Genomic DNA, 20,450 nt, shown 5'->3' on the forward strand with positions numbered 1-20,450 from the left:
GGGCTGATGATCAGGCGCATGATGCGCCCGCCCACGGTGATCTGCGCGCGGTGGGTGGTGCGCAGCTCGGCCAGCATCCTGGCCTGGTGCTCGGGTCGCTTGTGGAAGATGTCGATGCTCTTGCCCAGCAGGTCCTGCGCGCTGAACTGCGGCAGGTCGCGGCGCAGCTCGGCCTCGACCCTGCTCAGCATCTGCTGCAGCGGGCGATTGACGAAGACGATGTTGCGCTCGGCATCGGCGATCATCACGTTGGTGGTGACATCGTCCAGCGCCGTGCGCACGCGCAGGTTGTCGTTGGCGATGCCGCGCTCGCGCTCCAGGCGCTGGCGCAGCTCCAGCTGCATCCGCGCCAGGGCGGCCATCAGGCTGCGCCCGTGCCTGGCCGCCACCGGGATGGGCTGGTCCAGACGGCCCTCGGCGATGTGCCGGGCCGCGTCCATCGCCACCTGCGGTTCGCCACCGAGCAGCTGTGCGATCGAGCGCAGGATCCAGGCGGCGGCGCCGGCCAGGCACAGGACCGCCAACAGCACCGCGCCGGCCTGCTGCCAGGTGGCACGTCGGCTCTGCGCCTGGGCTGCGGTGCGACTCTGCGCGCTCAAGGCCAGAATGCGGTCGCTGATGGCCCCCATCTCGGTTTCCAGCCGACCGAACTGTGCGGTGAAGTCGGCATAGGCCGCGCTGCTGTCGGACTGGGTCGCCGCCAGCGCCACCACTGCGTCGGCAGCGGCGATGTAGCGCTGCAGCTCGGGCGCCACCGCATCGAGCCGCGTACGCAGATCCTGGTCCAGCGGCAGCTTGCGATTTTCGTCCAGCGCGGCGCGGAACTGGCCCGCGTGTTCGGCCAGCGAGGCCTGCGCGGCCTCGACGCCGTCGGTGTCCTGGCGCGCGGCCGCCAGCAGCGCGGTGGTCACGTCGCCGCGCAGGGCGTCGTGCATCATGTCGGCCTGCATGTGGTTGCGCAGCGCGTCGGAGGAGACGACCTGCCTGGAGACCGCATCGAGCAGCGCCTGCTGCGCGCCGTAGCCGACCCCGCCCAGCGCGAGCAGGGCGAGCACCGCGACCAGCAGCAGGATGGCAAGCATATGCATGAGCTTCATTAGCGATGCTCCTCTCAGAAACGGATGGACAGACCGGCGCCCAGCGCGTGGTCCGGCGAACGGTCGTTGAGGCCGCGGCTGTACACCACGTCCAGCTGCACGTCCTGGCTGAGCAGCCAGGCCGCGCCGATGTCGAGCAGGGCGACGGTGCCGCCATCGTCGGCATGGGCGATCTGCGGCAGTGCCAGTTCCACGAATGAGCGGCTGCGATCGCTCCAGGCCTTGCCGACCACCACGCCGAAGATGCCGGCGCTGTAGCGGCGACCGTCATCGCCCTGGTCGTAGATCACGCCCGGCATCATCCCGAGGGACACACTGTCGCTGAGCTCCCACTCGGCCACCAGGCGCAGTGACGGACGCGCGCCGTCGCCACGCACCTCGCGCGCGCCGCTGGGCAGGTCCACGTGCAGCAGCCAGGCCAGCGACGCACCACCGAGCTCGCTGGCCACGTGGTACTTCAGGCCAAGGGACATGTCCGACACGCCGGAAATGCCGCCGCCGCGCGGGGCGTCGATGCTCTGCCAGCCGTCGGTCTCCAGGCGCAGTTCCCAGGCCTGGCCGAGGCCATAGCGGAACAAGGTCGGCGTGGTATAGGCGTCGGCATCGCCATCGCGCTCCCAGGCCACGCTGGTTTCCACCTGCAGGCGGCGCTCGCCAACGGTGAGGCTGGACTCGACGAAGTCCGGACGATCGGTGGCGATGGGCTCGTCCTGCGCATGGGCCAGGTCGGCGAAGGCAAGCAGCATCAGGCAACTGGCGAGGACGTCGGTCTTCATGGCAGCTTCCGGTGAGGATTCATTGGACGCGGGCCGCGGGGTAGCTTGGAGCCGCGGCACGGCCCTTCCAGTAGCCGTATCGGCTGGTTGGGGGTGGTTCTTGACTGAGGTGCGGGCGGCCAGCAGGGCGGGCATCCAGCCCCGCGCACGGCTGCCGGGGCGTGCCTGGGAAAGGCGTCGATCACGGCGCAGCGGGGCACGCCCAGGCCTGTGGCGCTCAAGTGGCAGATGCGCCAACGCCCGCACGGGGCGGGCGTTGGCGATGGCGCGCGCAGGCAGGCCGAGGCTCAGAACTCGGTCCACTCCGCTTCGTTTGCGCTGGCGCCAACGCTGTCCGCTGCGGCACGCCGGGGGGCTGCAGGCCTGCGCGCAGGCGCGGGCGCGGCCGTACGCGCTGGTGGGGCGGCTACGGGCTTGGCGGCGGTCGGCTGCCGCACGGGCGCGCCCGCCACGGCCTTGTCGAGCTTGAACGCAGCGATGGCGCTGGCCAGATGGCTGGCCTGCTCCTCCATCGCCCGCGCTGCGGCCGAGGCTTCTTCCACCAGGGCGGCGTTCTGCTGGGTGGTCTCGTCCATCTGCACCACGGTCTGGTTGACCTGCTCGATGCCTGCGGCCTGTTCCTGCGAGGCCGCGGAGATCTCGCCCATGATGTCGGTGACCCGCTGCACCGAGCTCACCAGCTCTTCCATGGTCTTGCCGGCCTGGCCGGCCAAGGCCGAGCCGTCGGATACCTTGGACACCGAGTCCTCGATCAGCCCCTTGATCTCCTTGGCGGCGTTGGCGCTGCGCTGGGCCAGCGAACGCACTTCCGAAGCCACCACTGCAAAGCCGCGGCCCTGTTCGCCGGCGCGCGCGGCTTCCACGGCGGCATTGAGCGCCAGGATGTTGGTCTGGAAGGCGATGCCGTCGATGACGCTGATGATGTCGGCGATCTTGCGCGAGGACGCTTCGATCTGGCTCATCGTGGCGACCACCTGGCCGACCACGCTGCCGCCGCTGGCGGCGACCTGGGCCGCGCCCACGGCCAACTGGTTGGCCTGGCGGGCGTTGTCGGCGTTCTGCTTGACCGTGGAGGTCAGCTCCTCCATCGAAGCGGCGGTCTCTTCCAGGCTGGCGGCCTGCTGCTCGGTGCGACGCGACAGGTCGTCATTGCCCGAGACGATCTCCGAAGAGGCGACATTGATCGCGCCGGAAGCGTGCTGGATGCGGCCGACGATGTCGGTCAGCTGGGCCACGGTGGCATTGGCGTCATCGCGCATGGCGGCGAACACGCCGTGGAAGTCGCCTTGCATGCGATGTGTCAGATCGCCGTCGGCGATGGCGCGCAGCAGCGCCGAGACCGCCTCCAGGCTGTGGTCGGCGGTGGCCATCAGGCGGTTGAGGTCGGACACCATCACGCGGAAGTCGTGCTGGAAGGCGGCCTCGTCGCCACGCGCGGTGAAGTCGCCGTCGGCGGCCGAGGCGGCCAGGCGCTTGATCTCGGTGTTGATCGCCAGCAGGTTGCGCTTGACCGTATCCATGGTCTCGGTCAGCACGGCCTTCTCGCCCGGCAGGCGGTCCATGTCCTCGGACAAGTCGCCCACCGCGTAGCGGGCCATGACCTGGACCAGGCGCAGCTTCACCGCGATGTGGCTGGCGACCAGCCCATTGGTGCCCTGGACCATGGTGCCGAACTCGCCCGGGAAGGCGTCGGCGGGAATGCGATAGCTGATGGCGCCGGCTTCGTGCTGGTGCGCCATCTCGTTCTGCGCCTCGATCACGGTACGCACGCGCCCCTGCATCTGGTCGATGCCCGCCAGCAGGCGGCCGATCTCGTCCTTGCCGTCGGTGTTGAGCCGGGTCGACAGGTCGCCGACCGAGACCCGGTTGACCGCGCCCAGTGCGCCGTTGAGCCTGCGCGAGATGGAGTTGGCGGTGTAGCTGCCGGCGCCGATCAGCACCGCCAGCATCACCAGGCCGCTGATGACCATGACGATGGTGAACTCGCGGGTGGCGGCGGCGATGTGATCCAGGTACTCGCCGGTTCCCACGACCCAGCCCCACTCGCTGTTGAGCCCGGCGTAGGACAGCTTGCGCACCGGATCGGTCTGGCCCGGCTTGGGCCAGGGATACTCGACGAAGCCGCCGCCGGCCTTGGCCGCGGCCGTCAGCTCCCGGAACAGGTACTGGCCATCGGTCGTCTTGATGTCCGCCAGGGGCTGGCCGTTGAGCTTGGGCGTGTACGGGTTCATGACCATGCGCGGCTCGGTGTCGTTGACCCACACATAGCCCGAACCGTTCGGGCCGTGCAGGGCCGCCAGCGCCACCAGCGCGCGCGACTTGGCCTCCTCCACGCTCAGCTCGCCCTTGGCGGCCCGGCTCTGGTACTGATCCACCAACGACAAGGCGATCTGGGCCCGCTGCTGCAGCGTGGCCTTCTCCGCCTTGAGCTGCTCCTGGTAGTTCTCGCGCGCGGCGAATGCGCACAACAAGACGATGCCCAGCGCCATCAGGGCGATCAGCGCCGCGAACTTGCGACGCATGGAGAGATTCTGCAAACGAACGGCCAGTTGACTCATCTTGCCCTTCCTCAAAAAGACGTGCCGTGTTGGATGCGTCCTGCGCCTGCGCAGTGGGCTCCGCCCGTGCGTGGTCTCCCGGGAACGTCCTGGGCGCCTGTCCAGGCAATAACGGCGCGCACGTTCCAGAGTTGAGCGATAGCTCGCATTACTTATGTGACAGCCCGGCAAACGAAAAAGCCCGGCACGGGGCCGGGCTTCCTGGTCATCCAGAGTGGGTGGGGCCGTCAGAACTCGGCCCACTCCGCCTCGTTCGGCGTGGTGACCGCTGCCGCCTGGCGCGCGCGCGGCGCGGCCGGGCGGGCACCGGGCTTGCTGGCCACGCGTGCCTTGGGCGTGGCCGCCGGCTTGACCGGAGCGGGCGCCGAGGCTGCCGCGGCGGCTTCCACCTTGAACACGGCGATGACCTGGGACAGCTGGCCGGCCTGTTCCTGCATGGCGCGCGCCGCGGCCGAGGCTTCTTCCACCAGGGCGGCGTTCTGCTGGGTGGTCTCGTCCATCTGCACCACGGTCTGGTTGACCTGGTCGATGCCCGAAGCCTGCTCCTGCGAGGCCGCCGAGATCTCGCCCATGATGTCGGTCACCCGCTGCACCGAGCCGACGATCTCCTCCATCGTCCGACCGGCCTGGTTGGCCAGGGCCGAGCCGGTGTTGACCTTGGACACCGAGTCCTCGATCAGCCCCTTGATCTCCTTGGCGGCGTTGGCCGAGCGCTGGGCCAGCGAGCGCACTTCCGAGGCCACCACCGCAAAGCCGCGGCCCTGCTCGCCAGCGCGCGCGGCTTCCACCGCGGCGTTGAGCGCCAGGATGTTGGTCTGGAAGGCGATGCCGTCGATGACGCTGATGATGTCGGCGATCTTCCTGGAGGCCTGTTCGATCGCGCCCATCGTGGTGACGACCTGCTCGACCACCACGCCGCCCTGGGAGGCCACGCCGGCCGCGCCGATGGCCAGCTGGTTGGCCTGGCGGGCGTGCTCGGCGTTCTGCTTGACCGTGGAGGTCAGCTCTTCCATCGAGGCGGCGGTCTCTTCCAGGTTGGCCGCCTGCTGCTCGGTACGGCGCGAGAGGTCGTCGTTGCCCGCGGCGATCTCGGCCGAGGCCGTGTTGATTGCGCCGGAAGCCTGCTGTATGCGCGAGACGATGTCGGTCAGCTGGGCCACCGTGGCGTTGGCATCGTCGCGCATGGCGGCGAACACGCCGTGGAAGTCTCCTTCCATGCGCTGGGTCAGGTCGCCGTCGGACAGGGCGGTCAGCACCTTGGACACTTCGCCCACGCTGGCGGCGTTGGCCTGCAGCAGGTCGTTGAGCTGCTCGGCCAGCTGCAGGTAGAAGCCCTGCTTGCCCTCGGTGCTCACGCGCTGGGACAGGTCGCCATGGGCGGCGCCGCGGACGATCTTGGCCACTTCCTCTTCCACCGCCGCCTCGACGGTGCGGTCGCGCCACTCGTACACGGTGCCCACGATCTGGCTGCCGTCGGCGTTGCGGATGGCCGAGACGTTCTGGGCGAAGACCGCGCCGCCGTAGTTCATCTCGCGAACGGCGGTGCCATCGCGCTCGATCTGGGCGGTGAAGGCGGTATCGAGCTTGCCGTCGTGCTCCAGCACGCCCGCGGACTGGCCCACCAGCGGTGCCTGCGCATCGATGTGCGGGATGCTGGCCACGATCTGCTCGGCGTAGGCGTCCAGCATGGAGCGCAGGGCGGGATTGGTGTAGACGATGGTGTGCTCGGCATCGGTGATGAACATGCCGGTGGTCGAGGCTTCTAGCGCCGTGCGCACGCGCAGGTTCTCGTTGGCGATGGCCGCATCGCGCTCGATGCGCTCCTTCAGGTCGCCCTGCATGCGCTTGAGCGCACGCATCAAATCGCCGACCTCGTCCTGGCCCTTGACCTCGATCTGGCCGTTGAGGTCGCCGCCGGCCACGTCGTTGGCGACCTTGACCGCGCCGCGCATGTTGGACACCAGGCGACGGGCGAACACGAAGGCCAGGATCAGGCCGCCGGTGATACCCAGGACCAGCGTGGCCAAGGTCAGGGTAAAGGAGGCGTTGTAGGCGGTGGCCGCTTCGTCCTTGGCCGCCTGGGCGACCTTGTCGTCCTCCGCAATCAGTGCCGCCAGCGAATCGGAGGCCTTGTAGTGCAGGTCGCGGGTCTCGCCCACGAACGTGTCGATGGCGTCGTCCGGCAGTTCCAGCTCGACCATCTCCTCCACGCTCTTGTAGGAGGCCAGGGCCTTGGCCCAGTCGGCGGAGAAGGCCTTGAACAGCTTGTGCTGCTGTTCGGTCTCCAGCACCTTGTCGTGGTTGGCGATGTTCTCGGCGATCGCCGCTTCCAGCTTGGCCACGCGCTGCTTGGCGTTCTGCTTGACCGTGTCGCTGGCGCGGATGAGCTGCTGATAGCTGGAGTTGCGCATCTCGCCCATCATGGCGCGCAGCTCGCCGGCCTGGCGCACGCTGGCCATGCTGTTGCCGGCCAGCTGGTCGGCCGAGGCACGCAGCTTGTGCAGTCCGGAGAACGCCACGATGCCCTGGACGAGCATCAGGGCGAGGACGATGCCGAAGGTCAGCATAAGCTTCGGCATCAGTTTCTGGTTATGAATCCATTGCATGCGTGATGACTCCGTCCTTGGCACAGGCAATGTGCGCCGCGGAACAGTGGATCGCGGCGCACGGCCGCACGAGGGCGGCGTGGATTACTTGATGGTGGCCAGCTTGAGGTTGCTCGGCGAGCTCAGCACGATTTCGGCGCGGGCGTTGTCGCGGGCGATCTTGCCGATCACGCACACGGCCTTGCCTTCCAGGCTCTCCGGGGCGACCGGGAACTTGCCGCGGTCGGCGCCGTCGATGCGGGCCGAGAAGGTGTGGCGCGGGAACTTGCCGCCCATGTACAGGAAGGTCGGCTGGCCTTCGCTGCCTTCGGCGTAGCGGGCCTTCTCCACGGTGCCGCAGACCATGCCGTCCTTACCGACGAAGCGGGTGGCGTTCTCGGCCGGGATCATGTCCTCGGCCAGCAGCGGGGCGGTGGTCAGGGTGAGCAGGGCGGCCGCGACGGTGGTGAGCAGGGTCTTCATGGTTTGGATTCCTTGGCAGAGAGGACTGGAACGCACACCACAGAGCGCAGTGCGGGTCAGACCCAATCGGAATCGGCTGCAAGGCTCCTGAACTTGAGTTCATTTATGCGAAGCGAGTCGCGCTTTGGCGAATTCATTAGGGCAGGGACGGAAAGGACCCGCCACCGCGCGCACGAGACGGGCGTTGGCGGGTGCTCCCGGGAGCGGCAAGGCTCAGAACTCGCCCCACTCGGCCTCGCCCGCCCCGGCCGTGGCCACCGCCGCGCTGCGCGGCGAGGTTGCCTTGTGGGCCGGCGCCTTGCGCGTGGCGGTGGCCGTGGCGACAGGCTTGCCGGTGCGCGGCTGCTGCGTCGGCACGACCGCCGAGGATTGCTCCAGCTTGAAGGCGGCAATGGCCTGGCCCAGGTGCTCGGCCTGCTCCTCCATCGCCCGCGCCGCGGCCGAGGCTTCTTCCACCAGGGCGGCGTTCTGCTGGGTGGTCTCGTCCATCTGCACCACGGTCTGGTTGACCTGCTCGATGCCTGCGGCCTGTTCCTGCGAGGCCGCGGAGATCTCGCCCATGATGTCGGTGACCCGCTGCACCGAGCTCACCAGCTCTTCCATGGTCTTGCCGGCCTGGCCGGCCAAGGCCGAGCCGTCGGATACCTTGGACACCGAGTCCTCGATCAGGCCCTTGATTTCCTTGGCGGCGTTGGCCGAGCGCTGGGCCAGGGTGCGCACCTCGCTGGCGACCACCGCAAAGCCACGGCCTTGTTCGCCGGCGCGTGCGGCCTCCACCGCGGCATTGAGCGCCAGGATGTTGGTCTGGAAGGCGATGCCGTCGATGACGCTGATGATGTCGGCGATCTTGCGCGAGGAAGCCTCGATCTCGCCCATGGTCTCCACGACCTGGCCGACGACCGCGCCGCCACTGGCGGCCACTTGAGCCGCGCCGACAGCCAGCTGGTTGGCCTGGCGCGCGTGTTCGGCATTCTGCCTGACCGTGGAGGTCAGCTCTTCCATCGAGGCGGCGGTCTCCTCCAGGTTGGCGGCCTGCTGCTCGGTGCGACGCGACAGGTCGTCGTTGCCCGAGACGATCTCTGAAGCCGCCAGGTTGATCGCGCCGGAGGCGTGCTGGATGCGCCCGACGATGTCGGTCAGCTGCGCCACGGTGGCATTGGCATCGTCGCGCATGGCGGCGAACACGCCGTGGAAGTCGCCTTCCATGCGCTGGGTCAGGTCGCCCGCGGCAATCGCACGCAGCAGCGAGGAGACGGCGCCCAGGCTGCTATCGGCGGTGGCCATCAGGCGGTTGAGGTCCGAGACCATCACCCGGAAGTCGTGCTGGAAGGCGGCCTCGTCGCCGCGTGCGGTGAAGTCGCCGTCGGCGGCCGAGGCGGCCAGGCGCTTGATCTCGGTGTTGATCGCCAGCAGGCTGGCCTTGGCCGCGTCCATCGATTCATGCAGGGTGGCGCGGCTGCCGGGCAGGCGGCGCGCATCACGACGCAGGTCGCCGCTGGCGTACTCCTGCAGCACGCCGATGGCATCGCCGATGGCGTCCAGATGCTCGAACATCATCGTGTTCACGCCCTGCGCCAGCTCGCCGTAGACGCCGGGAAAGTCCTCGGGCATGCGGTGGCTCATGTCCTTGTCCGCGTGCAGTTCGATCATCCGCGACGTTTCGCTGGAGAAGCGCCGCAGTTGGCGCTGCATCAGGCCCATGGCCACCAGCAGGCGACCCGGCTCGTCGCGCGCATCGGTGGACACGTCGCTATCCAGGCGGCCATCGGCGATGGCCTCGGCAGCGCGGGTGGCGCGGTCCAGCGGCCCGGTCAGGCTGCGGGTGATGGTCCAGGCCAGCAGGGCGCTGACCACCAGCACGGCGATTCCGCCCCCGACCAGCATGCGGCTGCCGTTGGCCATGGCCTGATTGGCCGTGGCATAAGCCTCCTGCATTTGCGCCTCGGAAATCTCGGCGTTCTCGCGAATCTTGGCCTGCCAGCGGGCGGTGGCCGGCCGTGCCTTCTCGTTCAACAGGATCTGGGCGTCGTCATTGCGGTTGTCGGCCGCCAGCGCGATCACTTCGTTGTTGAGCTTGGCGGCGCTCACGCGCAGGGAATCGATGTCTGCGCGAAGCTTGCGGATCCGCTCGTCCGTGACAGGGAACTCCTCAAGCTGGTCCCGCATCTTGTCGTAGTGCTCGCGGCGCCGCTTGATCTCGGCGAGGGCCTCGCGGTTGAGCTCGTCGCTGGCGACCATGGCCAGGGTGCCGACGGCGACCAGGATGTTGGTGTTGTCGTCCAGCATGCTGTTGGCGATGCGCAGCTTCTCAGCGCTGACCTGGACGATGCGGTCCAGCTCGCCGCGTGCCTGCGAGATGGAAATCAGGCCGGCGGCGATCAGCAGACCGGCAAGCACGATCAAAAGGCCAAACGCCCCGCCGAGACGGCGGCCGACGTTGTAGCGTTGCAAGAATGAAGTCATTTGAAATCCCCTTTGTCGAATGGAGGAGCCCCTCACGTGCTCCGGCATGTGGGAGAAACGACCCCTGACGTCCACCGCGTGGGATGCCACGCAGTGCGCAGCGAACCCGCCATGCAGGAAGGCGTGTTCGAGCTGACTCGACAGCAGATTGTTTCCCCTTTACGGCAACAGCCACTTCCGACGTTCGACGGGTGACCGTCGAAGCCCCCTTCCCAAACCACCGGCCACCACCTCCCCAGGTGTATCGGCCGCGCAAGACGCTGAATACGCGGTCTGTGCATTTGTAATAACGACAACGCTTTTAGATTCTTTAGGTCCGACGTGCCGGGAAGAAGCAGCTGCGGTCACCGCAGGGCCTGCCCGGCGAACGCGCGCCGCTCAGCAGGGCCGTGACGCATGCCTGGGACTGTCGTTGCGGCAAGGAGCAGGACCACTGGAGGATGGGCCACGCTTGATAGCCGCCGCTTTGCACATGCGTGAGGTGCGGTAGACGTCCCGGCGTAGTGGCGCCCGAGCGCGTGCGTGCGATCCGGCCGCGCGGCGTCGGAGGCGGGGAGGGCGGTGAGGCCCGGTCACATCGCCCAGGCCGGGCTGCGCCATGGGCGCAAGCGAAGCCCTGCGGACATGGCCAGCGTGGCGCTGTTCCAGGCGCGGCCCGCCGCTTGGGCCTGGTGCCCTGACGCGCCAACGCCCGCGCGAGGCGGGCGTTGGCGGTGGAACGTGGATGCGGGGCCGGGCTTAGAACTCGGCCCACTCCGCTTCGTGTGCCGTCGCGCTGGCGGTGGCCGTCGCGGCCCGACGCGGCGCGGCGGGCTTGCGTGCGGGCACGGGCTTGCGCACGGGCACGGCGGCAGGCCGGGCCGCGGACGGCGTCGGCACGGGCGCGGCCGCCACCGCCTGGTCGAGCCTGAACGCGGCGATGGCGCTGGCCAGGTGGCTGGCCTGCTCCTCCATCGCCCGCGCCGCGGCCGAGGCTTCTTCCACCAGCGCGGCGTTCTGCTGGGTGGTCTCGTCCATCTGCACCACGGTCTGATTGACCTGCTCGATGCCCGAAGCCTGTTCCTGCGAGGCCGCGGAGATCTCGCCCATGATGTCGGTGACCCGCTGTACCGAGGTGACCAGCTCTTCCATGGTCTTGCCGGCCTGGCCGGCCAAGGCCGAGCCGTCGGATACCTTGGACACCGAGTCCTCGATCAGGCCCTTGATCTCCTTGGCGGCATTGGCGCTGCGCTGGGCCAGGGTGCGCACCTCGCTGGCCACCACCGCGAAACCACGGCCCTGTTCGCCAGCGCGCGCGGCTTCCACGGCGGCATTGAGCGCCAGGATGTTGGTCTGGAAGGCGATGCCGTCGATGACGCTGATGATGTCGGCGATCTTGCGCGAGGAGGCCTCGATCTCGCCCATGGTCACCACGACCTGGCCGACCACGCTGCCGCCGCTGGCGGCGACCTGCGCGGCGCCCACGGCCAGCTGGTTGGCCTGTCGCGCGTGCTCGGCGTTCTGCTTGACCGTGGAGGTCAGCTCTTCCATCGAGGCGGCGGTCTCTTCCAGGTTGGCGGCTTGTTGCTCGGTACGGCGCGAGAGGTCGTCGTTGCCCGAGACGATCTCGGACGCGGCGACATTGATCGCGCCGGAGGCGTGCTGGATGCGGCCGACGATGTCGGTCAGCTGTGCCACCGTGGCATTGGCATCATCGCGCATGGCGGCAAACACACCATGGAAGTCGCCTTCCATGCGCTGAGTCAGGTCGCCGTCGGCGATGGCGCGCAGCAATGCCGAGACCGCCTCCAGGCTGTGGTCGGCCGTGGCCATCAGGCGGTTGAGGTCGGACACCATCACGCCAAAGTCGTGCTGGAAGGCGGCCTCGTCGCCGCGGGCGGTGAAATCGCCGTCGGCGGCCGAGGCGGCCAGGCGCTTGATCTCGGTGTTGATCGCCAGCAGGCTGGCCTTGGCCGCGTCCATCGACTCATGCAGCACGGCGCGCGAGCCCGGCAGGCGGCGCGCATCGCGGCGCAGGTCGCCCACGGCGTACTCGTTGAGGATGGCGACCGCTTCGACGATGGCGTCCAGGTGCTCGAACATCATGGTGTTCACGCCCTTGGCCATCTCGCCATACACGCCGGGGAAATCCTCCGGCATGCGGTGCGAGATGTCCTCGGCTTCGTGCTTTCTCACCATGACCTTGGTTTCGGTCGAATAGCGCTCCAGGGTCTGCACCATCTGCCGCAGGGAGACCAGCATCTGCCCGGCCTCGTCGCGGCTTTCGTAGTCGGTGCGGACCGACAGGTCGCCGTTGGACACGCCGCGGATGGCCGCCAGGGCCTGGCCGATGGGGCGGGTGACCGAACGGCTGATGGCGAAGGACAGACCCACCGCCAGCAAGGTCAGCACGAAGATGATGGCCACGGTGGTGGTGCGGGTCGCGGCCAGGCGCGCGTCGGACTCGAGGATTTCCGCGTCCATGTTGTCGCTGTTGAAATTGGCCAGCGCGATGACCTGGGCGAACAGGTCGCGCCGCAGCGGGCGCGACTCCTCATCGGAGATCTTCTGCGCACCGGCCACGTCGCCGCCTTGCACGGCCTGGCTCAGGCGCTGGTTGGCGTCCAGGTAGCCGGTCAGTACTTTCTTGACGCCAGCGAACATGCCGGCTTCCTTTTCGCCGGAGATGGTCTTCTCGTACGCGGTCAGGTCGTCCTGGATTTCGCCGCGCATCTTGTCCATGCGGGCGACGTAGTCGGCCACCGCCTCGGGATCTTCGTGGCGGGCGATCTGGGCCAGCTCGTAGGTGCGCAGTTCGCCCAGGTCCGAGCGCAGCTCGCCCAGGGCCTCGACCGCCGGCACCCAGAACGTGCTCAGGCGAGTGAGCTCATCCCTGGACTGGTTGACGCGGGCGATGGTGAAGATGCCAAGGCCGACGGTCATCGCCACGACCACGGTGAAAGCCAGGGCCAGCTTCCGGGAAATCTTGAGATGGGTGAACCAGTTCATGTGGATCCAATTCGCTAAGGCCGAAGGCGGCCGTTTGAAGCGGGAACCGGGTTACGGCGGATCCAGTACAGCGTGTGGGGTCTGGAGGTGGCCGGGGCCGGGGCGGACGGGCGGTGAAATGAAAGCCGGCGCCGCATCTGCGTGCGGCGTCACGAGGCCTGGGCGGTGAGTCCGATCAGGCCGCGATCGGCATGCGCTGGCTGCGCACCAGGCTGCCGATGTCCACGATGAGGGCGACGCGGCCATCGCCGAGGATGGTGGCACCGGAGATGCCGGCCACACGGCGGTAGTTGCGTTCGATGTTCTTGACCACGACCTGCTGCTGTCCGAGCAGTTCGTCCACTTCCAGGGCGATCTTCTGGCCATCGCCTTCCACCACCACGATCAGCGGCTCGCCGCCTTCGCGCGGGGTATAGCCGTAATGGCTGGCCAGGGAGAGGATCGGCAGGTACTCGCCGCGCACGCGCAGCACGCGCCCGTCCACGCCGACGGTGCCGATCTCGGCATCCTTGGGCTGGAGGGCTTCCAGCACATGGCTCAGCGGCAGGATCAGCACTTCCTCGCCGATGGAGATGGTCATGCCGTCCAGGATCGCCAGGGTCAGCGGCAGGCGGATCAGCACGCGCGTGCCGTTGCCCGAGGCGCTTTCCAGCTGCACTTCGCCGCCCAGGGCCTGGATGTTGCGACGGACCACGTCCATGCCCACGCCGCGGCCTGACAGGTCGGTCACCGCCTCGGCGGTGGAGAAGCCCGGGGCGAAGATCAGGTCCCAGACCTGCGCATCGCTCGGGTTGTCCGGCACCTGGATCCCGCGCTCGGCGGCCTTGGCCAGGATGCGGTTGCGGTTGAGGCCGGCGCCGTCGTCGCTGACTTCGATGACGATGTGGCCGCCCTGGTGGGACGCGGCCAGGGTGATGGTGCCGGTCTCGTCCTTGCCCGCGGCGCGACGCGCTTCCGGCGATTCCAGGCCATGGTCGATGGAGTTGCGCACCAGGTGCACCAGCGGGTCGGCGATCTTCTCGATCAGGCCCTTGTCCAGCTCGGTGCCCTCGCCGATGGTGCGCAGACGGACCTGCTTGCCCAGGCGGGTGGACAGGTCGCGCACCAGGCGCGGGAAGCGGCGGAACACGGCATCCACCGGCAGCATGCGCACGCCGATCACCGCTTCCTGCAGGTCGCGGGTGTTGCGCTCCAGCTGTTCCAGGCCGGCCAGCAGGCGCTCGGCGTGAGTCGGGTCCAGGCCGCCGGAGACCTGCTTGAGCATGGCCTGGGTGATGACCAGTTCGCCGACCAGATTGATCAGCGCATCGACCTTGTCCACGCTGACGCGGATGGACTCGGCCGCTTCGGCATGCGCGGCCGGGGTGCCGGTGCCGGGCACGGCGGCCAGCGCCGGCTTGTCGGCGGCGGCGGGCGCGGCGGCCTGGGCGGCGGGGGCGGCAGCTTCGGCCTTGACCAGGGCGCGCGGCTGGATGTCCAGTTCGCACTCGTCCTCGATCCAGGAGAACACGTCGGTCACCGCCGAACGCGGCACCTTGCCCAGCAGGCCCAGGTCCCAGGCGATGCAGGCCTGCAGCGGGTCCAGCTGCGCGAACGGCGGCAGTTTCTCCAGCTTGGCCTGCACCTCGATGGGGGCCAGGGCTTCCAGCTCGCGCAGGACGCGCAGCGGGTCGTTGCCGCTCATGAACAGCGACGGCGCCGGAGTGAAGGCGATCTGCCAGGCCTCCGGCACGTCTTCGGTTTTCTTGGCCGCGCCGGCGGCCGGCGCAGCGGCGCCGGAGAGCACGGCGTTCAAGCGCGCCTTGACCGCCTCGACCGCGGCCGGATCGGCCGGCTTGCCGGTCTCGCATTCGCCCAGCAGGGCGCGCAAGGTATCCACCGAGCCGAGCATGGCGTCGATGGCGGTGGCTTCCAGCGGACGCTTGCCGGCACGGATCTCGTCCAGCAGCGTTTCCAGCAGATGGGTCATCGCCGCCACGGCGTCGAAGCCGAAGGTGGCCGCGCCGCCCTTGATCGAATGCGCCGCGCGGAACACCGAGTTGATCAGTTCCGGGTCATGGTTGCCGCCTTCCATCGACAGCAGGCCGCTCTCCATTGCATCGAGCCCTTCGCGGCTCTCTTCGAAGAAGGTGGCGTGGAAGCGTTGCAGGTCCATGCTCATGGCGTTGCGTATCCGAAGCGGGTGGTGGGCGGCTCAGGTCGGGCGAAGGGCCTGGGTGCGGCGGTCAGGAAATGACTTTCTGCACCGTGGCGATCAGCTGGTCCGGATTGAAGGGCTTGACCAGCCAGCCGGTGGCGCCGGCGGCCTTGCCTTCGGCCTTCTTGTCCGCGGCCGACTCGGTGGTCAGCATCAGCATCGGGGTGAACTTGTAGTCCGGCAGGCCACGCAGCGCACGGATCAGCGAGATGCCGTCCATGTTGGGCATGTTGACGTCGGTGACCACCGCGTTGAAGCGCTGGCCCTGGGCGCGGCTGAGCGCGACCTGACCGTCTTCGGCTTCTTCGACGGCGAAGCCGGCGGAGGTGAGGGCGAAGGAGACCATCTGGCGCATCGACGCCGAATCGTCCACTACCAGGATGCGTGCGCTCATGCGGCGTTCTCCGTTGCAGCTTGTTTGTCGTGGTCAGGGGAGGAAAGCCCCAGCGTCTGCGCAAGGCCCAGGGTGCGGGCGGCATTGCGCAGGGTGTCGCTGCAGGCCGAGAAATCGGTGGCGTATCCCGCCTCGCGGCGACTGCGCACAAAGGCGCACAGCACCTGCATTGATGCGGTGTGCACGCGCGCGACCTCGCCGCCATCCAGGGACAGGGCCGTGGCCTGTTCCAGATGAGGGGACAAGATCTGCTTGAGTTCGGCGCTGGCCTCGATGCCGAGGTCTTCGCCCAGTGTCAGGATGCTCATCTCACGTCCGCAAACGAGGGGTCAAACCCAATAACGGCGATGGTGGGACGATCTTTAGGGGCAAATGACGATCGTGTTGGGCACGTGACACCGCGGCGATCACACCAGCGTAGGGTGGACAACGCGCAGCTTGTCCACCAAGGCGCCGGTGCCGGACGAGCATGGGCCCAGCGCCCGGTCGTTCGTTTCGCGGCGATGGTGGATGAGAAGAGCGTCATCCACCCTACGAGGTCTCACGGCAGACGTAGGGTGGACAACGCGCAGCTTGTCCACCAAGGGCGTCGGTGCCGGTCAAGCATGAGCCACGCACCGCGGTCGCTCGTTTCGCGGCGATGGTGGATGAGAAGAGCGTCATCCACCCCACGAGGTCTCACGGCGGGCGTAGGGTGGACAACGCGCAGCTTGTCCACCAAGGCGTCGGTGCCGGTCAAGCACGGGCCAGGCGCCCCGGTCGTTCGTTTCGCGGCGATGGTGGATGAGAAGAGCGTCATCCACCCTACGTCGGGCGGACAACGCGAAGCTTGTCCACCGCGCGCCGGTGTCGTCCGTTCTGCCACGACCCGCTTGTCAGCTCGGCCGTTCCAGCAGCGCGCAGGCGTCGAGCAGGATCACCGGGCCGCTGGCGTTGCGCTGGCGGCTCACGCCCAGGAACATCGGATCGCCCGAGCGGCCGATGCGGGCGTGCTCGGGCGGTTCGATCTGGCCTTCGCGCAGGGTGATGACGTCATCCACCGCCGAGACCATCAGTCCCAGCGTGTCGCCCTGTTGTTCCAGCACGACGATGCGGGTGGCCGGCTCGTGGGTGATCGAGGTCAGCCCCAGACGGATGCCCAGGTCGATCACCGGCACCACCAGGCCACGCAGGTTCATCACGCCCAGCATGGCGCGGCCGGTGCCGCGCATGGGCAGCAGCGGCACGGGCACCATCACTTCCTGCACCTTGAGCAGCTCCACCGCGTAGTGCTGGCCGCTGCAGCGCAGGTGCAGCCAGCGGCTGCTCTGCTCGGTGGGCGCGTGCTGCTTGGGTTCGGGCGTGGTGGACAGCGAAGGATGCCAGGGCTGCGGCGCGGTGGAAGGCGCACGCGCGGCCGGGCGCGCGGGCACCGCGGCCGGGGTCGGCACCGCGCGGGCCACCGGGGCCGGTGCGACCGGTGCGGGCGCTGCGACCTCGGCGACGGCCGGCAGGGCGACGGCGCCCGGCGCGGCGGCGCCATGCAAGGTATCCAGCAGGGATTCGAATTCGTCGTCGGTGATCATGTCCGCCGGCACCGGCGCGACCACGATGCCCGGCGCCGCGGCAGGTGCCGGCGCGGGGCTGGCCTGGGCCACGGCCGGCAGCACGCCTGCGCCCGGTGCGGCGGCACCGTGCAGGGTGTCCAGCAGCGACTCGAACTCGTCGTCGGTGATCATGTCCGCAGGCAGCGGCGTGGCCACGATGCTCGGCGCAGGCGCAGGCGCAGAACTGGCCTGGGCGACGGCCGGCAACGCGCCCGCGCCCGGCGCGGCGGCGCCGTGCAGGGTGTCCAGCAGGGATTCGAATTCGTCGTCGGTGATCATGTCCGCGGGCAGCGGCGTGGCCACGATGGCGACCGCCGCGGGCGACGGTGCCGGGGCCTGCGGCGTGGTCGCCACCGGCGCCTGCGCTGCAGCCGGGGCCGGCACCGGCTCCGCTTCCACGAAGCTTTCCGGCGCGGCCACGGCGGTGGCCAGGGCCGGGGAAATCACGGCGCGCGGCTTGGGCTTCCTGGGCCGGGCCGGCTTGGCCGCGCGCGCCGGGGCGTCGGCCGCTGGTGCCGCCACGGCCACGGGCGCGGCGACGGCGCGCGGTGCCTCGACGACCGGCGAGCCGCCCAGCAGCGCATCCATGTATTCGTCGATCACCACGGCGTTCACGCGGTTTCCTCCACGTCGGCCGCGGCGTCGATGGCGGCCTCGCCCGGCGCCGGTTCCAGCACCTGGCCTTCGGCAGCCAGGATCCAGTCCAGCGCGTGGCGGTAGGCGCTCATCGCCCGGCCGGGCAGCACGCCGGGGTGCGCAGCCACCAGCTGGTCGGCATTGCTCAGGCGGGTATCGACCGGGATCGGCTGGTTCCAGACCTTGCCCTGGTACTCCTCCTGCATCTGCTGGAAGGTCTCGTTGCTGGCGCGGGTGCGGCGGTCGAACATGGTCGGCAGCACCGACACCGGCAGCGGACGCTTGCGCGAGCGCTCGACCATCTCGGCGGTGCGGCACATGCCGGCCAGGCCGTACAGCGCCAGCGGCTCGGTCTGGGTGGGCACGATCACGCGGTCGCAGGCGGCAAGCGCATTGATCATCAGCAGGCCCAGGGTGGGCGGGCAGTCCAGCAGGATGGCGTCATGGGTCTGGCCGTGGCGCTGCAGGGCCTGCGACAAAGCCAGGCCCAGGCCCGGCTGGTTGGCGCTGCGGCGCTCCAGAGTGGCCAACGCGGTCTGCGCGCAGACGTAGTCCAGGTTGGGGACTTCGCTGTGGCGGGCCACTTCGGCCAGCTCCAGCGGCGGGGTGGCGAACAGATCGGCCACGCCCTGCGGCTGCGGCTCGGACGGCACGCCGAAGGCGCGCGTGAGCGAGGCATGCGGGTCCAGGTCGATCAGCAGCACCTTCTGTCCGCGCTCGGCCAGCGTCCGGCCCAGCGACAGGGTGGTGGTGGTCTTGCCCACGCCGCCCTTCTGGTTGGCGATTGCCCAGATACGCATCAGTTGACTCCTCGCGAGACGTTGGACACCGCGCCTGCCGCCGCGGTGGCGGTCGGTGCGGGCCCGGTAATGGGGGCCGGCGCGCCATCGGGCGCGGCCAGGATGATCAGGACCACCCGCCGGTTGCGGTTGCGCCCTTCCTCAGTGTTGTTGTCGGCACGGGCGCGGAATTCTCCATAGCCCACCACCGCCAGACGATCCGGGGTGATGCCGTTGCTCATGAACAGATGCACCACGCTGGCCGCGCGGGTGGCCGACAGCTCCCAGTTGGAGGGGAACTGCACGGTGTGGATCGGCTGGTTGTCGGTATAGCCTTCCACCCGCACCGGGTTGGGTGTGTCGGCCAGCACCGTGGCCAGCTTGGACAGCACGTCCTGCGCGCCGCGATCCAGCGTGGCCGAGCCGGCCGGGAACAGGATGTCGCTGTTGATCTCCACTTCCAGCCACAGATCGCCCTGGCGTACGTTGACCAGCTGCCTGGCCACCAGCGAGGACAGCGCATCGGTCAGGCGGCCGGCGATGCCGCCGAGCTGCTGCTGCGCCTGCTGCACCATCTGCGGATCGCTGACCTGCATCGGCGAGCCCATGCGCAGGCGCGAGGCCAGCAGGGTCGGGTCGGTGACCAGGGCCGGGGCCGAGGAGCCGTTGCGGATGCCAGTCTTGATCGGCGTGGGCCGGTCGAAGTTGGAGCCCTGCACCTGCGAGTTGCCGACCTGCACCGGGTTGATGGTGCGCGGGGCGCCGCCGAAGGCCGCCGTCAAGGAATCGGCGACCACGCGGTACTTGCCCTCGTTGACCGAGGAAATGGCATACATGACCACGAAGAAGGCCAGCAGCAGCGTCATCAGGTCGGCATAGGGAATGGCCCAGGCCTCGTGGTTGACGTGATCTTCGTGCTTGCGTCTGCGCGCCATGCCGTAGGCTCCCATCTCAGTGCAGGAAGCCGGCCAGCTTGGCCTCGATGTTGCGCGGGTTCTCGCCCTGAGCGATCGCGATCAGCCCTTCGACGACCATCTCGCGCTCGCCGGTGCGCGAGGCGATGACCGCCTTGAGCTTGGCCGCCATCGGCAGGAAGAACAGGTTGGCCGAGGCGATGCCGTAGATGGTGGCGGTGAATGCCGCGGCGATGCCGTGGCCGAGCTTGGACGGATCGCCCAGGTTCTTCATCACCGCGATCAGGCCGAACACCGCGCCGATGATGCCCAGGGTCGGCGCGTAGATGCCCATGCCCTCGAAGACCTTGGCCGCGGCCAGGTCGTGGTGCTCCTGGCCTTCCAGGTCGATCTCCAGCATGCGCCGGATCGACTCGGGCTCCACGCCGTCCACCAGCATCTGCAGGCCCTTCTTCAGGAACGGGTCGTGCTGTTCGTTGACGTGCACTTCCAGGCCCAGCAGACCCTGGCGTCGGGCGGTGTTGGACCACTCCACGATCCGCGAGGCCACCACCTGGCGGTCGCTCGGCGGCGGCTTGACCACCCAGATCAGGATATTGAGCGCGCGCTTGAACACCGACGGCGGGGTATGCACGAAGATCGCGGCGATGGTGCCGACGATGACGATGACGAAGGCGGCCGAGGACCACAGCGATCCGATGCCCGCGCCCTTGAGAATGCTGCCGCCGACCAGAGCGGCCAGCGCGAGCAGGATTCCGAGGAGGCTGAGGATGTCCATGGGGTCGGTATCGGCCGGGTCACGGCGGACTTGAACGGGGCGGGCCCTGGGGGTGATGCAAGGCTTGGGCCAGAAGGCGAGGAACGAGTGGAGAGGAACGAGGAACGAGTGGGGCGGAGCGAATGGATTGGCTCGCCCGCGATCTCAGGGGTCGCTTTGCGCAGGACGAACGAGGAACGAGGAACGAGGAAACGAGAAACGAGAAACGAGAAACGA

Annotated in this window: 14 protein-coding genes; all 14 read right to left on the reverse strand. The window is 68.8% G+C overall.

Annotation, left to right across the window (positions count from 1 at the left end):
• Positions 1-1,097: PAS domain-containing protein (locus EPA99_RS14125; RefSeq protein WP_338325391.1), on the reverse strand; the 1,097-nt coding region annotated here is incomplete at its 3' end.
• A gap of 14 nt (positions 1,098-1,111) precedes the next feature.
• Positions 1,112-1,873 carry a transporter gene (locus EPA99_RS14130; protein ID WP_129471888.1) on the reverse strand — a complete coding sequence of 254 codons (762 nt, stop codon included), beginning with the start codon at positions 1,871-1,873 and terminating at the stop codon, positions 1,112-1,114.
• Positions 1,874-2,160: 287 nt separating this feature from the next.
• Entirely contained in the window at positions 2,161-4,395 is a 2,235-nt protein-coding gene (locus tag EPA99_RS14135; RefSeq protein WP_129471889.1) for a methyl-accepting chemotaxis protein, read from the reverse strand.
• A 263-nt stretch (positions 4,396-4,658) separates the two neighbouring features.
• The gene (locus tag EPA99_RS14140; protein WP_129471890.1) at positions 4,659-7,037 is read right to left on the reverse strand and encodes a methyl-accepting chemotaxis protein; all 2,379 of its coding nucleotides are present in this window, start codon (positions 7,035-7,037) and stop codon (positions 4,659-4,661) included.
• 84 nt (positions 7,038-7,121) lie between these two features.
• Positions 7,122-7,499, reverse strand: coding sequence for a hypothetical protein (locus EPA99_RS14145; protein ID WP_164978663.1), 378 nt, complete (start codon positions 7,497-7,499; stop codon positions 7,122-7,124).
• A 213-nt stretch (positions 7,500-7,712) separates the two neighbouring features.
• Complete coding sequence (locus EPA99_RS14150) at positions 7,713-9,962, reverse strand: methyl-accepting chemotaxis protein (protein WP_129471891.1); 2,250 nt, start codon at positions 9,960-9,962, stop codon at positions 7,713-7,715.
• Positions 9,963-10,700: 738 nt separating this feature from the next.
• On the reverse strand, positions 10,701-12,950 hold the full coding sequence (locus tag EPA99_RS14155; RefSeq protein ID WP_129471892.1) for a methyl-accepting chemotaxis protein: 2,250 nt from the start codon (positions 12,948-12,950) through the stop codon (positions 10,701-10,703).
• A 175-nt stretch (positions 12,951-13,125) separates the two neighbouring features.
• Complete coding sequence (locus EPA99_RS14160; protein ID WP_129471893.1) at positions 13,126-15,111, reverse strand: chemotaxis protein CheA; 1,986 nt, start codon at positions 15,109-15,111, stop codon at positions 13,126-13,128.
• A gap of 64 nt (positions 15,112-15,175) precedes the next feature.
• Positions 15,176-15,541, reverse strand: coding sequence for a response regulator (locus tag EPA99_RS14165; RefSeq protein WP_129471894.1), 366 nt, complete (start codon positions 15,539-15,541; stop codon positions 15,176-15,178).
• Positions 15,538-15,849, reverse strand: a complete 312-nt coding sequence (locus EPA99_RS14170) for an STAS domain-containing protein (RefSeq protein ID WP_129471895.1) — start codon at positions 15,847-15,849, stop codon at positions 15,538-15,540. Before EPA99_RS14170 ends, EPA99_RS14165 begins: the two co-directional genes overlap by 4 nt.
• Before the next feature lie 567 nt (positions 15,850-16,416).
• On the reverse strand, positions 16,417-17,742 hold the full coding sequence (locus EPA99_RS14175) for a chemotaxis protein CheW (protein WP_129471896.1): 1,326 nt from the start codon (positions 17,740-17,742) through the stop codon (positions 16,417-16,419).
• On the reverse strand, positions 17,739-18,563 hold the full coding sequence (locus EPA99_RS14180; protein WP_129471897.1) for a ParA family protein: 825 nt from the start codon (positions 18,561-18,563) through the stop codon (positions 17,739-17,741). Before EPA99_RS14180 ends, EPA99_RS14175 begins: the two co-directional genes overlap by 4 nt.
• Positions 18,563-19,477 carry a flagellar motor protein MotD gene (gene motD, locus EPA99_RS14185; protein WP_129471898.1) on the reverse strand — a complete coding sequence of 305 codons (915 nt, stop codon included), beginning with the start codon at positions 19,475-19,477 and terminating at the stop codon, positions 18,563-18,565. The genes EPA99_RS14180 and motD overlap by 1 nt, the downstream gene beginning before the upstream one ends.
• Positions 19,478-19,493: 16 nt before the next feature.
• The gene (locus tag EPA99_RS14190) at positions 19,494-20,234 is read right to left on the reverse strand and encodes a flagellar motor protein (protein ID WP_129471899.1); all 741 of its coding nucleotides are present in this window, start codon (positions 20,232-20,234) and stop codon (positions 19,494-19,496) included.
• Positions 20,235-20,450: the final 216 nt, after the last annotated feature.

Origin of the sequence: Pseudoxanthomonas composti (assembly GCF_004122095.1) — a bacterium.
Taxonomy (GTDB): Bacteria; Pseudomonadota; Gammaproteobacteria; order Xanthomonadales; family Xanthomonadaceae; genus Pseudoxanthomonas_A; species Pseudoxanthomonas_A composti.

Excerpts from the sequence above, each read along its gene's own strand:
- EPA99_RS14130 (WP_129471888.1), bottom strand. The coding sequence starts at position 1,873 with ATGAAGACCGACGTCCTCGCCAGTTGCCTGATGCTGCTTGCCTTCGCC.
- EPA99_RS14135 (WP_129471889.1), bottom strand. The coding sequence starts at position 4,395 with ATGCGTCGCAAGTTCGCGGCGCTGATCGCCCTGATGGCGCTGGGCATC.
- EPA99_RS14140 (WP_129471890.1), bottom strand. The coding sequence starts at position 7,037 with ATGCAATGGATTCATAACCAGAAACTGATGCCGAAGCTTATGCTGACC.
- EPA99_RS14145 (WP_164978663.1), bottom strand. The coding sequence starts at position 7,499 with ATGAAGACCCTGCTCACCACCGTCGCGGCCGCCCTGCTCACCCTGACC.
- EPA99_RS14150 (WP_129471891.1), bottom strand. The coding sequence starts at position 9,962 with ATGACTTCATTCTTGCAACGCTACAACGTCGGCCGCCGTCTCGGCGGG.
- EPA99_RS14155 (WP_129471892.1), bottom strand. The coding sequence starts at position 12,950 with ATGAACTGGTTCACCCATCTCAAGATTTCCCGGAAGCTGGCCCTGGCT.
- EPA99_RS14160 (WP_129471893.1), bottom strand. The coding sequence starts at position 15,111 with ATGAGCATGGACCTGCAACGCTTCCACGCCACCTTCTTCGAAGAGAGC.
- EPA99_RS14165 (WP_129471894.1), bottom strand. The coding sequence starts at position 15,541 with ATGAGCGCACGCATCCTGGTAGTGGACGATTCGGCGTCGATGCGCCAG.
- EPA99_RS14170 (WP_129471895.1), bottom strand. The coding sequence starts at position 15,849 with ATGAGCATCCTGACACTGGGCGAAGACCTCGGCATCGAGGCCAGCGCC.
- EPA99_RS14180 (WP_129471897.1), bottom strand. The coding sequence starts at position 18,563 with ATGCGTATCTGGGCAATCGCCAACCAGAAGGGCGGCGTGGGCAAGACC.
- motD (WP_129471898.1), bottom strand. The coding sequence starts at position 19,477 with ATGGCGCGCAGACGCAAGCACGAAGATCACGTCAACCACGAGGCCTGG.
- EPA99_RS14190 (WP_129471899.1), bottom strand. The coding sequence starts at position 20,234 with ATGGACATCCTCAGCCTCCTCGGAATCCTGCTCGCGCTGGCCGCTCTG.